Origin of the sequence: Limosilactobacillus portuensis (genome assembly GCF_028607025.1) — a bacterium.
Taxonomy (GTDB): domain Bacteria; phylum Bacillota; class Bacilli; order Lactobacillales; family Lactobacillaceae; genus Limosilactobacillus; species Limosilactobacillus portuensis.
Genome location: NZ_CP117296.1, coordinates 451,532 through 464,253 on the forward strand (window position 1 = coordinate 451,532; position 12,722 = coordinate 464,253).

Here is a 12,722-nt window from a genome sequence, read left to right on the forward strand (position 1 = left end):
TCTGTAAACATTTCGTTCTATAATGCCATTTAGTGTAGAATTATGATATAAGATTATTTCGATAAACTATGGGGGAAGATTGATGAATAAAAATCTTGTGAAAATAACGACAGTTGCAGCACTGACCACCGCAATAGGGATCGGAATTGCTGAAAATAATGTTCTCGCTGATACACAACCAGGAGATACAGCGACAAGTGTTGATTCTGGTAATATAAATAACAATCAACCTACTATCAGTAATGTTGTTCAACAACAAGCCTCAGCAACAACGACAGCACTCTATTCGGCAAATTTAAATACACAAGAAGCCCAGTACGTAAACTTCCCGCAAGGATATACTCTTAATAAATTAAGGGGTATTTCTAATTCTACTGAAGCAAATAATTTTCAGCAGACAACAATTAGTGGGATGAGTATGAATAACTACCAATCAAATAGTACTGCTGCCAAAGAATATGTAAATGTTAATAACATTAGTCCTGAACAAACGATTCAAATGAATCAGTATGGGGTAGGATTAGTAAATCAAATTAGAAGTGAGTTTGGCTTGGAGCCTTTTCGATTAAATGACGAAACGATAGATCAGGTTCGGTCAATGGCGTTGGAATATCAAAATAAGAACGAATCATTGATGAATGGTCATTGGCATGATCCGGAAATTCTTAACAATCATAGTGAAAATATTGCTGCCCAACAGATTTATAATGACAATATAAATGGGTTAACCGTTCGTCCTTTTGCAACGGCTAAGGGGGATGAATTTATTAACAATAATGCTGTTCCTGTATTTAGCATAACCACAATGGATGATTTACGGGCATTAATCTACTATGGTGTAATGGGAATGCTTTTTAATGATGCTTCAGATATTTTCGGTCATGCACAAAACTTTTTGACTAACCCACAAAGTATTAATACGCTTGGAATCTATCCTTCAATTACTAAGTCCGTTGGTACAGGAACATATAGTGATGGTTCGAAATTTAATTTTAATTTGTTAAATATTGATATGCACTTTATTTGGGCTGAAGGAGATAATAATTCTAGCACGGCTGAAGAATATAATACTCCTGGTTGGCATTTAGTTGATAATAAGTGGCGACATTTTGATCAGGCTGGATTACTAGAATTAGGGTGGAAGTGGATCAATGGTAATTGGTATTACTTAGATCCAGCTACTGGTAATATGCAAACTGGTTTGAAAAATATTAATAATAATGTGTACTACTTAAACAATAGTGGTGCGATGGTAACTGGTTGGCAAAGGATAAATAGTAATTGGTATTACTTCCAAAATAATGGTGTTGCCTTGACTGGCTGGCAATTTATTAATGGTCACTGGTATTACTTCACTGGTCAGGGAGTTGTTGAAACAAATTGGCAATGGATTGGAAACCATAAGTATTACTTCGATTTAGATAATGCATGGGCGTTAACCAATTGGCAAAATTTGAGCGGTAATTGGTATTACTTTGATTTAAACAATGCTTGGATGGATACGAATTGGCAGTGGATTGATAATAATTGGTTCTACTTTAACCCTAGTTATGGTCAAATGATGACAGGATTACAAACGGTCGGAAATAGTTTGTACTTCTTAAATACGCAACATGATGGCAGTTATGGAGCTATGCGGACCGGCTGGTGGAATATTAATAATAACTGGTATTTCTTCTATAATAACGGAGCCGCAGCAAGGGGTTGGTTCCAGTCTGGTGCAGGCTGGTACTACTTTGGTAATGATGGTAAAGCATTGACAGGTTGGCAAAAGGTTAATGGGCATAGTTATTACTTTGATACTGTTAATGCCTGGGCAGTACGTGGATTTCAGTTGATTGATAATAATTGGTATTACTTCGATCCAGTAAATACTTGGCAGAATAGTGGCTGGCAGTTTATTGGTAATCATTGGTTCTATATGAACCCCACGACTGGCCAAATGGAGAGTGGATTACAAACGGTTAACGGAAATGTATATTTCTTAACCACTCAACATAACGGTTTGTTTGGAGCAATGACTACTGGTTGGCAAAAAGTTAATGGGAAATGGTATTACTTTGATGCTAGCGGCTCAGCATTAATCGGCTGGCAAAAGATTAATGGTCACTACTACCACTTTAAGAACAATGGAGAAGCAGATACGGGGGATGTTTACTTAACCAATAACGGACAAAGTAAGCTTTACCATTTTGATGAGCAAAATGCATGGTTAACTGAATAAGTTGATTAAGAAAGGTTGGCGTTGAGTCAGCCCTTTTTATGTTAGCTTGTTAGCTAAATAATTAAGTGCTAAAATGAAACCGTATTTTGTTACTTTTGGGGAGGAATAATCTTGAAAAAGAAATTATGGTTGGTTTCAACCACTGTTTTAGCAGGATTAGCGCTTGGAATTACAAGTGTTAGTGCTGATACTAATGTAAGTACAAATAGTAGCAATATGAATAGTGCAACTGTTGCTACTGCTAATAATGTAAATACAGATAGTAGTGCTGTATCAACTCAAGTAAGTAATAGTGATGCAGCAGTTACGAGTGCTTCTGCTGATACTAGTGCACAAGGTGGTAATGTTGCAAGTGAACAACAAACTATCACCAGTGCTCAGCCTGCCACAGCTACTACCAGTCAAGCACGAGCAGATTGGTACTCTGGTTATTCAACTGGTTGGCAATCAAGTCGGAATTATGATGGTACCTATGATTGGACTTATCGTAAGGCTGATGGTACGCGAGCTAGTAATGAATGGTTATTGATAAATGGTTCCTGGTACTACTTTGATGGCGATACAATGGCTAATCGTGGTTGGTGCTATGCTCCATGGTATGGTCAAGGACATTCGTATTATTTCGATGCCAATGGTCACTATGCAACAAATAGTTGGCATTCATATGATAATGGAAAGAATGCATACCCGAGATATGACTGGTCATATTCTAAGGCGGATGGCACACAAGCTAATAACGAGTGGTTGTGGATTAATGGTTCCTGGTACTACTTTGATGGAAATACAATGGCAGCAAATGGTTGGCATTATGCCCCATGGTATGGTCAATATCACTCATATTATTTTGACGCCAATGGTCACTATGTAACAAATTGTTGGCACTCAACCAGTAATGGTAAGAACCAGTACCCTACATGGACATACTCCAAGGCAGACGGTACACAAGCCAACGATGAATGGCTGTGGATTAATGGCGCTTGGTACTACTTTGATGGTAATGACATGGCAGCAAATGGTTGGCATTATGCTCCATGGAATGGACAGTATCACTCATACTATTTTGATGCCAATGGTCATTATGTAACCAATAGCTGGCATTCAACAAGCAACGGTAATAATCAATATCCCACATGGACATACTCCAAGGCAGACGGTACACAAGCTAATAATGAATGGGTGTGGATCAATGGCGCTTGGTATTACTTTGATGGTAATGATATGGTAGCTAATGGGTGGCACTATGCTCCATGGAATGGCGAATATAGAGAATATTACTTTGATGTCAATGGTCATTGCCTATAATTAAATATAATCTAGAAGGTTGTCTGGATTGGCAGCCTTTTTGTTTTACAAGAAATTGATGATTAGAATATAAAAAGAGGAATCAACGCTAATCGTTGACTCCTCTTTTTGTGAAAGAATGCTATTTCTACTATTTTAATTATTCGTTATGACTTACCGTAACTCCACTTGGTAATGCCCCTGACCAGTCCTTGTATTGAACTTGGGAGCTTCCCTTGGTAGTGTAACGATCCATTCCATCGCTATCAACATTGTGGGTAACCCCTTCAGAGTCAGTCCAAGTTGCAACATCACCTAAGCCAAGTTGAACTGATTTTTGTTCCTTAACGCTGCTTGATGAACTAGCAACTTTAGCTGGAGCAGTAACTTGCTGGCTAGCATTATTGTTAGTTGTATTTGTAGACGCAGTGGTAGTTACGTTCTTAGCGGAGCTTGTGCTACTACTTGAAGATGCAATGTTTGTACTTGCTGAGTTGTTGGTAGCAGCCGCAGCCTTAGCACTGGTTGAAGCTGACTTTTCACTCTTCTTATGGCTTTGTTTAACTACTTGTGAGCTTGATGCTTCGTGGGTCTTATGTGATGTGGTTGTAGAACTACCTACAGCACAACCGCCTAGACCTAGTGCAAGTAAAATAACAAGTGAACTATTTAAAACCTTTTTACTCATCTTCATAGTAATAGCACTCCCTCCGGCAACGTTAATTTTAACGTTGTTGTTTCCTTTCAATATCTATATTGTAACATAGTTGAAATATTAATGTAAATATTTAGCAATTAAAATGATTGATTTTGCAACTTATGTAACAAAATGCAATAAAAGAGTAATAAAGGAGAGTTAATTAATATTACTTGGACTTTTGTTGATTTAAGGTCTAAAACGCATTCTCTTTTTATTTATGATGCTATTCTTAGCCTATCTATTCTGATTTGTAGTATCACATGAATATCATAATGATACTTAAAAGGATAGCTTGATATGACTGCATCAACATCTAAAGAAAAAATCGGTTCAACGGTTCGTTTAGATCCAGAACTCCGTAAAGAATTAGTCAAAGGGCTAGATAGCATTAATATGACTCTTAATAGTTACTTCACTCTGGCTGCTAAACAATTTGTCATTCAAGGTAAGGTTCCATTTGAAATTAAAACTGCGTCTAAAGTAGAACACGTTACTTTTAACGAAAAGACTAGAAAAGCAATTGTACGAGCCTTTGCAGAAGAAGAAGGCCTTCTTCCTAACACTGCTGAAACTTTTGATAATACTGATGATGCAATGAAGGAGCTTTTCCATGACTAGTAATAACTGGAAGGTCAGATTCGATCGTCAGTTCAAGATTGATGTGAATAATTGGCGAAAGAAAGCGGATAATCTTCAAGTTGAGCTTCAGGGCACCATTGACTATATCTTAGAATATGGTGAAATCCCAGCAGAATATGATCCACATGAACTTATTGATCCAACTTTACCCTATACTGGTAATATGGATTCCCATTTATTCGATGGTAAAGTTGATTTGTTAATTATCTATACAGAAATTAATAAGCGAAAAGTATTCCGCTTTATGTGTCTTGGAAGCCATAACGAACTTTTTCATCCAAGACAGTAATGAATACTTCTTATTACATATTAAAGAAGAGTAAATAGTAAGATATATAGCTGTGAATAGTAAATATTAAGCTGGCAACTCAGATAGTTGAGTATAGTTGTTCTGCAAGAATTCCATAACGACGCTATTTGAACAAAGTTTCTGACTATGCTTTTAACACAAAATCTTAACACATTTAAGGTGAAATCCCTTTACATCAAGGGGTGATCTACCCTAAAAAGCGACTTTAATGAGCACTACAAAGAACACATAAGCCTGTAATATCAGCGATTACCGTTGGTGTTACAAGCTTTTTTCGTTGCTTAAATGGCGCTGCTTAAACACTTTGTTAACACGGGCGGATGTTGGTAGACGGTTTTTGAGTGGCTGAAGTGGTGAGATTGTTGATGAGGCAGAGTTAGTCGCGTGTTAAAATATGTTAAAGGCTTCCATGTGGAGAGCAAAAGATTATAAACTATCATATAGGTGCAAGATCTAATAAGGGGTGATAATTATGGACGATAAATTTATTGATATAATTTTTAAGGAGTTATGGAGTGGTTTAAAGATTTATTCAAAAAAAGATGATGATCATTGTGTAGAACTTAATTTAAAACTAGAGAATAAAGAAGGAGCAAAAATTGAAGCTTCAACTACTAATATAACTTTAAGTAAGAGTGAATTATTAGATTATATAAAAGAAAGTGCAGAGTCAGTGGTACTTGATAATAAAATTTTTCTGAACAAAGATAAAGGATTAATAGAGGTACCCATTTATATTGAACCTAATTTTAGACTGATGGTACGTCATGTGAAGGATTCAGAGTATATACATGATTCGAAGAATAAGCTGAACTATAAAATTTCTCCTATCTCTGTAGGAGCAAGTATTCGATTGCTTTTAAAAGAAAAAGATAAACATGGGATTCAGCTAATTTTGAGAAGGTTTAGACCATTTCCATATAGAGAACACTACAAAATTAGTAATCAGAGTTCAATGTCTAATGAAAATAAATTGAGGAGAGAAGCTCTATCTACCATAACAAGTCCGAGAGGAAATTTTTTTGTAGTTAAAATTAAAGATGATAACTTAAAAGATGCTAAATTTTACAAAGAATATGTTAATTCACTAGTGTTTAATATGAATTTAGTGAACTATAAAGGCTGTAATTTTAGAATTGTGGATAATTTAAGTGACTATGTAAATGGGCAATCCAGGGTTTTTCATCATTATTCAAGAAAAATTGTAAAAACACCTAAATTATGTTATCCTAAACACCTAACGGATCTTTATTCAGCAGGTAGTTGGACTGATAACCCCTTTACTGCCTTTATTAACTATTATCAAATTATTGAGTATTTTTTCAACGAAATTCCGGATAACCGATTGTTTAAAATAGTGCAGTCGGAAATTACATCACCACTTTTTTCTTACGATAAAAAAGAGGATGTAATGAGATTGACAAAGAAAATATACAAAATAAGATGTAGTGATATGAATGAGTTAAATTCATTAGAGATAGTATTAGATCATTTCTTAGATATTGATATGTTGAAGAGCCTTTTAGATGAGAATTCAGAGAATACTTACAAGAATGATGTTCCAATTTTTGTTTCTAATAATAAAAAAGAAATATGCTTTAACATAAATTCATTTGATGAAAATAGAGATGAAAATATAAAGTGTTTAGCACGAAGAATATATTCAATAAGAAATGCACTAGTTCACAATAAGGATAATAATCAGAATAATTATAATCCTCAACATCACTATAAATCCTTAACTAAGGAAGTTCCCCTAATACGTGCAATTGCAAGTAGCATCATTATAAAATCTGGAGAGCCATTTCAAAGTGAATTGTAGGTTTTAGGATCGTACTTATCGCAGTTATTTCCCGTCACACCAGCTTTTGACCATAGTTTCTGACCATGCTTTTAACACAAAGTCTTAACACATTCAGAGTCGACTGCTGTTGTGCCAATACCTCAGCGGCCACAAAACAGTGACTCTAGTCAGTATTTATAACCATGAAAATGCTTAGGCTGTTACATAAGCTATATTACTTAAGCAAAATACAAACGACGCAGTATACAAATGGGATTCAGTGCTCAGAAAATCCGAACGCTGAATCTCTATTTGTACTTCCTAAAGACTAGCTACGCGTCGACGGGAGTTCGAAAACGAACTAGTGAAGTCCTTTTGTATACTATTTTTTTGTATCTTCCTACCGTCTATATTAAAATAGGAAAGATATTATATTAGGGGAGAAAATCATGCGTCGAGTAAAAAATAATCTACTCTGGGTTGTGCTGATGCTCTGGGTGGGAATTGCTCAGGTATATTGGCAACTTGGACCACATATAGCGAATTACAGTAATGCCAGTCTCCACACCAGTGCATATGGAGTCTTAAAAGGCTTAACATTGCTTGGCTCTGACATTCTGATTTTACTGTTAGGGTATTTCCTATCACAAAAGAGTCATCGTGAGTCAACAATCATTAAGGCGTGGCTGAATACTTTAGTCTTGGGTGTCCTGGCTAGTGTATTAGTGGCACTTAGCACCAACCAGCTGGCAAAGGTCACAGTCTTTCATACCGACTTCTTTAATGCAGCTTTTCCGTTATTGCGGAATACTTATCCACTGATCTTTGGAAGTTTACTAGGATTAATTCTGACTGCAGTAATTAATGATCAACGATTCATTTGACGACGACCGACTTTGATTGGTATTTGGCTCCTTATGATTGTCTCGCTCTTTTGGACACCGAATATTTGGGGATGGACGAGTAACCATTTAACACTATTTTATGCGTTACTATTTGTCCTTGGCGCCAATGTTAAGCAGGAAAGTCATCATCGAAAATGGCTTCTTATTACTGGCTTGGGATTACTGATCACAGTTGTCCTTCAAGGAATCATGCCATTCATGAGCATTGATGGACAGACGGCGAGTCGTTTTACAACGCCAACTAATATTTTCACCATTTTAGCTACTTATGGAATTGTCAAAATTACGGTGAATCACTTAGAACAGCCAAATTGGCGATCGTTATATTCCTACTTAACGTTAATTGAGAATACGGCATTACTGGCAAGCGTCCAACTCATCGTGAAACTTCACAACGCTTATGGCAGCTTGAAGGCGGGAATGATTACAATTATTTTTCTCCTTTTTGCCTTAGCATGTTCCTACATTTGGTGTGGATTATCAATGGGTAATTTTGCTAAGCACCGTCTTCAGCGAATTGATCGGTTCACTAGTCAATCCGCTGACGAACAGCTTCAATTAATAAAACAGTGGCTTAATTCCTGGATGCCAAACATTATTCTGGGAATTATTTCATACTTAATCGCAGCTCTTTCGATGCTATTAATGAATGACGGCTTTTCCGTAAGTCCCAACGTTGACGCAACTTACAATATTTTTGCCTACACTTTTGGTCAACGGGAGCTACTATTACTTTTTACTGCATTCTTGATCTTCGCTGTCATTAAATTTATTCAGGCCTTGACTAATCGCTACTGGGTCGGGCTGATTAGTGTTATTGCAGTTAGTGCGGTCTTTGTTGTGGCTAATCATGAAAAGATCGTTGCCCGAAACGAACCAATCCTTCCTGCAGATCTCGCGATGGTACGGGTGGCTAAGAACTTATTTGGTATGGTTGACGGGGTAGTTTGGATAGTTGCCCTGGTAACTTTAGTGATTTTGATTGCAGTAACTGTTTGGCTAGAAAAGACTCATCCCCTAAGAAACGCAGTGGGGGGGATAACACAACGGTTGCTATTTGTCCTTCTTGCACCATGCTTATTTGCGACAGCGTTTTTGTGGAACCATCAAAATACTCCCTTTAATAATTTGATGACCTCAATTGATGATCAGCCGATGTTTTACAATCAGTTAAGTGGAGCAAGAATCAATGGCCCATTACTTCAATTCATGAACAACATTGATGTTACGGTAATGGTCAAGCCAGCCGGATATTCTCAACAGACAATGACAGCAATTGTTCATAAGTACCACTTGGATGCTCAACAGATTAATCGTCAGCGGACAAACTCGTTTAGCAAGCAAACGATTATTTTTAATTTGAGTGAAAGCTTTGCTAATCCCCAACGGGTTCCTGGCGTTCATTTGAAGAGCAATCCCGTACCATACATTACTAAGCTTAGTAAACAAAATACTGGTGGCTTAATGATCAGTTCGGGCTATGGTGGTGGAACAGCCAACATGGAGTACATGGCATTGACCGGATTCGCGTTAACTAATTTTTCACCGACTTTGCCAACTCCATATACCCAATTGGTTAATAATTTGAAAAACAATCCATCAATCGCTCAGCAATTTAAGTCAGCAATCGCAATCCATCCCTATAACGGGGCCTTTTATAACCGTACCGAGGTTTACCGGAAGTTTGGCATTGATCGCTTCCTCTATTTGGGAAGTAAGTACCCAATTCGTCATCAGAAAAAGATCGATCGTAGTCCATACCTTTCTGATCAAACTTCCTACCAGAATGTGTTAGATCAGTTAACGAATTATCATGGTGGTCGGTTCATTAATCTGGTAACAATGCAGAATCACTTCCCATATAATCAGCACTTTTACAATGAAATTAGTAAATATCAGGCGACAAAGGTTTCTGCCGGTACTGATAAGTCGTCGGTAAATGATTTTGCTACTGGGATCCACCATACTGATGAAGCGATGAAACAATTCATTACTGCAATTGACCAAATTAAAAAGCCGATTACGGTTGTCTTTTATGGGGATCACTTACCAGAAATCTACGGTAATGAGATGACTAAGGATGGGCTCAAACTTCATGAAACAGATTATTTCATTTATTCTAATCGGTATGCACGAGAACATGGTGCGCGAAACTATAAGCAGAAGACAGCTTACGTTGCGCCCAACGATTTTATTGCGATGGCAGCTAAGCAAACCAACTCCAAGGTCAACTGGTATCAAGCCTTGCTGACACGAGTCTACGAACAGCTGCCGGTGATTACCGAGGATGTTCAGGCAAGCGGTAATGTGAATGCCTACAATAGTAATAGTCGCTTTATTACGCAAAAAGGAAAGATCCTTAAAGAAAACCAACTAACGAAAAAGCAAAAAACACTACTTCATGATTACCGTCTTGTTCAGTACGATGTCACGGCAGGAAAGCACTATGTTGTTAAAACGATGAAGTAGGCAATACTTACAGATAGAGGGTGGGAAAAACATTTCGTTTTTCTCACCCTCTTTGTCGTAGTTACTTTTGAATACTCTTGTTGGCTTGCACTGCTTTCAAGGTTAAGATTGCTAATAGAAAGGAATGAATTATTTTTCTCATTTACAATCAAACTTCCTTAGTGTATGGTAGAGGGGATGTTGTGGCACCTGCTTTTACAAGGTGTCCTTTTATTTTGTAAATGTTAGGATTATGATAATGAATCGAGAAAAATTTTATCATTGGCTGTTTTGGCCGATCGTTTTTTTGACAATTGCGACATTAATCTTTGTTTGTACCAAAATTCAGTTTATCTTTAAACCGTTTTGGACATTTCTATCAGTAGTTTTTGTTCCATTACTGTTATCAGGATTCTTATACTACATGCTGAATCCAATCTTAAACTTAATTGTGAAAATTAAGATCGGCAAGTTCCGCATAAATCGTGGTATAGCTAGTTTATTGATTGTCGTCTTGCTAATTCTGATTATTGTTTGGGGGATTTCTGCATTGATTCCGCCAGTGGTAAAGGAAATTAGCCAATTAGTTAATCATTTACCACAAACAGTTAGCGGGCTACAGAGCTTAATGAACGATACAATTAAACATTCACCCTTGAAACATGTGGATCTTAATGCATATTATCGTCAATTTGATCACCAATTGGCCGCTTACGCGCAGAAGATTCTAAAAGGACTTTCTGAACGAGTAGGCGATATTATTGGAATGGTTACTAACATTACCGTTGTTACCATTACGGTTCCGGTGATGCTTTTCTACATGTTAAAGGATGGCTCAAAACTAGTTCCTGCCATTCAAAAGTGGCTTTCACCACATCATGCTAAGGAAGTTAACCAGTTACTTGGTAAGATGAACAACACCTTGTCGTCATACATTGCCGGACAAGTGATTGAATGTCTCTTCGTCGGCGTCTTTACTTCGATTGGTTATCTGATTATTCACGAACCACTAGCACTTGTCCTGGGGATCGTTGCTGGTTTGTGCAACATCATCCCCTATGTTGGTCCATATATCGGGATTGCCCCAGCACTATTTGTTTCATTGACAATGGCCCCGGATAAATTAATTTGGGTAATTGTCGTTGTTCTGATTGTTCAACAGGTTGATGGTAATATTATCTATCCAAATATTATCGGTAAGACCCTTAAGATTCATCCGCTAACAATCATTGTCCTCTTACTTGCTGCGGGGCACATTGCCGGAATTGCCGGGATGATTCTTTGTATTCCATTCTATGCAGTTCTTAAGACTGTCGTTGAATATATGTTTGATATTTATCGGATTGAGCACCCGGTGAAGGATGAACAGGGAGAATAATAGCTTTTTGTAATGTTTTATTAATAGATCTAAAAAATCCTGTAGGGCACTTCATAATGCACCTACAGGATTTTTAGGTTTTAAAGAATGTGAATTACTTGTTCTGTACCGCTTGGGTAGCCTGTTCAGCAGTTAAGTTGAATGATCTCATTAAGCGTTGCTTGATATCCTGGGTATCAAGGCCAAGTTCTTTGAAATTAATCACAAATTCTTTAATTGCCTTATTATTAGCTACTGATTGACCCTCTTTTAGGCCTTCTTCCAAACCTTTTTCATGAGCTTCTCTCTTAGCATCCATTAAATCGAGTTCAAATTTCATAAAACCAGCTCTCCTTTCTGGATCCTGCTTAACCTTGGTAATTTCATTTTGAATCTGGGTGATAAATCTATCATTATTGTCTACCCGCTTACGCATGAGGTCAAGAAAACTTTTAATTGGTTTTTCTTCAGTGGTAAATTTTTTAGCCATCGCGTTAAAAATAATTATTTTACGTCGATCACCTAGTTCTAGAGATAGGTCACGAAGGCAACGGTGTTCAAAGGCATAACTTGCCCATCCCCGACCAAAATAGTCAAAATCACAAAACATAATTACGTAAGTGGGGTGACGGGTTAAGGTACGGTAGTTATCACCGGGACGAATTAATCCATGATCGATTTGCTCTTGATAATAACGTAGTCGTAAGGGAAGGTTTCCCTTATTAGCTACTTGCATCTCGATAACAATAATCCGACCGTGATCATCACGAACATACACGTCATAACGGACCTTACGACTGGCAAACACATTGATATCTTTCTGAGTAGTAAGGTGAACGATTTCGTTAACTTTTAGTCGTGGCAGTGCCCGTCGAATTAGCTCAAGACAAATTTTCTTATTCTCCATTACCATCCCAAACATTGGATCACTAGTAATTGTCATCTTTTGCCAACGCTCCATAATATTAGCAATTATTGAACTATTTGTTTCTGGTGAGTAAGACATAAAAAACTCCAATCAATTATATTCGGAAAGACTCCTATATATAAAGAACGGCTAAAAATGTAATTTAAA

Annotated in this window: 10 protein-coding genes; 8 read left to right on the forward strand and 2 right to left on the reverse strand. The window is 37.1% G+C overall.

Translation table 11 applies throughout. The features are described from left to right. Nucleotides 1-82 precede the first annotated feature (82 nt). On the forward strand, nucleotides 83-2,224 hold the full coding sequence (locus PRK60_RS02150; RefSeq protein WP_273646220.1) for an SEC10/PgrA surface exclusion domain-containing protein: 2,142 nt from the start codon (nucleotides 83-85) through the stop codon (nucleotides 2,222-2,224). A gap of 111 nt (nucleotides 2,225-2,335) precedes the next feature. Continuing rightward, nucleotides 2,336-3,526, forward strand: coding sequence for a hypothetical protein (locus PRK60_RS02155; protein WP_178696059.1), 1,191 nt, complete (start codon nucleotides 2,336-2,338; stop codon nucleotides 3,524-3,526). A 139-nt stretch (nucleotides 3,527-3,665) separates the two neighbouring features. On the opposite strand, the gene PRK60_RS02160 is transcribed toward PRK60_RS02155, so the two are convergent. Continuing rightward, nucleotides 3,666-4,199: a hypothetical protein gene (locus PRK60_RS02160; protein WP_216972194.1), complete on the reverse strand. Its 534-nt coding sequence runs from the start codon at nucleotides 4,197-4,199 to the stop codon at nucleotides 3,666-3,668. A 303-nt stretch (nucleotides 4,200-4,502) separates the two neighbouring features. Here PRK60_RS02160 and PRK60_RS02165 point away from each other — a divergent pair, with 303 nt between their 5' ends. The 6 genes from PRK60_RS02165 (at nucleotide 4,503) to PRK60_RS02190 (ending at nucleotide 11,668) form a co-directional block, all read left to right on the forward strand. Then, nucleotides 4,503-4,823, forward strand: coding sequence for a damage-inducible protein J (locus tag PRK60_RS02165; protein WP_102168426.1), 321 nt, complete (start codon nucleotides 4,503-4,505; stop codon nucleotides 4,821-4,823). Further along, nucleotides 4,816-5,133 (forward strand): type II toxin-antitoxin system YafQ family toxin, encoded by a 318-nt coding sequence (locus PRK60_RS02170; RefSeq protein WP_102168425.1) that lies wholly within the window; start codon nucleotides 4,816-4,818, stop codon nucleotides 5,131-5,133. Before PRK60_RS02165 ends, PRK60_RS02170 begins: the two co-directional genes overlap by 8 nt. 493 nt (nucleotides 5,134-5,626) lie before the next feature. Continuing rightward, a complete protein-coding gene (locus PRK60_RS02175; RefSeq protein WP_102168424.1) occupies nucleotides 5,627-6,976 on the forward strand; it encodes a hypothetical protein in 1,350 nt (449 codons plus the stop codon). Nucleotides 6,977-7,386: 410 nt separating this feature from the next. After that, the gene (locus PRK60_RS02180) at nucleotides 7,387-7,821 is read left to right on the forward strand and encodes a hypothetical protein (protein WP_273646221.1); all 435 of its coding nucleotides are present in this window, start codon (nucleotides 7,387-7,389) and stop codon (nucleotides 7,819-7,821) included. A 12-nt stretch (nucleotides 7,822-7,833) separates the two neighbouring features. Then, complete coding sequence (locus tag PRK60_RS02185; protein WP_273646222.1) at nucleotides 7,834-10,311, forward strand: LTA synthase family protein; 2,478 nt, start codon at nucleotides 7,834-7,836, stop codon at nucleotides 10,309-10,311. Nucleotides 10,312-10,549: 238 nt separating this feature from the next. Then, nucleotides 10,550-11,668, forward strand: coding sequence for an AI-2E family transporter (locus tag PRK60_RS02190; protein ID WP_040530875.1), 1,119 nt, complete (start codon nucleotides 10,550-10,552; stop codon nucleotides 11,666-11,668). Between the two features lie 94 nt (nucleotides 11,669-11,762). Here PRK60_RS02190 and PRK60_RS02195 read toward each other — a convergent pair whose 3' ends face one another. Continuing rightward, nucleotides 11,763-12,653 (reverse strand): Rpn family recombination-promoting nuclease/putative transposase, encoded by an 891-nt coding sequence (locus tag PRK60_RS02195; RefSeq protein ID WP_219721726.1) that lies wholly within the window; start codon nucleotides 12,651-12,653, stop codon nucleotides 11,763-11,765. Between the last annotated feature and the right edge of the window lie 69 nt (nucleotides 12,654-12,722).

Bases quoted from the DNA above. Each gene is read 5' to 3' on its own strand.
- PRK60_RS02150 (WP_273646220.1), top strand. From the start codon at position 83: ATGAATAAAAATCTTGTGAAAATAACGACAGTTGCAGCACTGACCACC.
- PRK60_RS02160 (WP_216972194.1), bottom strand. From the start codon at position 4,199: ATGAAGATGAGTAAAAAGGTTTTAAATAGTTCACTTGTTATTTTACTT.
- PRK60_RS02165 (WP_102168426.1), top strand. From the start codon at position 4,503: ATGACTGCATCAACATCTAAAGAAAAAATCGGTTCAACGGTTCGTTTA.
- PRK60_RS02170 (WP_102168425.1), top strand. From the start codon at position 4,816: ATGACTAGTAATAACTGGAAGGTCAGATTCGATCGTCAGTTCAAGATT.
- PRK60_RS02175 (WP_102168424.1), top strand. From the start codon at position 5,627: ATGGACGATAAATTTATTGATATAATTTTTAAGGAGTTATGGAGTGGT.
- PRK60_RS02180 (WP_273646221.1), top strand. From the start codon at position 7,387: ATGCGTCGAGTAAAAAATAATCTACTCTGGGTTGTGCTGATGCTCTGG.
- PRK60_RS02190 (WP_040530875.1), top strand. From the start codon at position 10,550: ATGAATCGAGAAAAATTTTATCATTGGCTGTTTTGGCCGATCGTTTTT.
- PRK60_RS02195 (WP_219721726.1), bottom strand. From the start codon at position 12,653: ATGTCTTACTCACCAGAAACAAATAGTTCAATAATTGCTAATATTATG.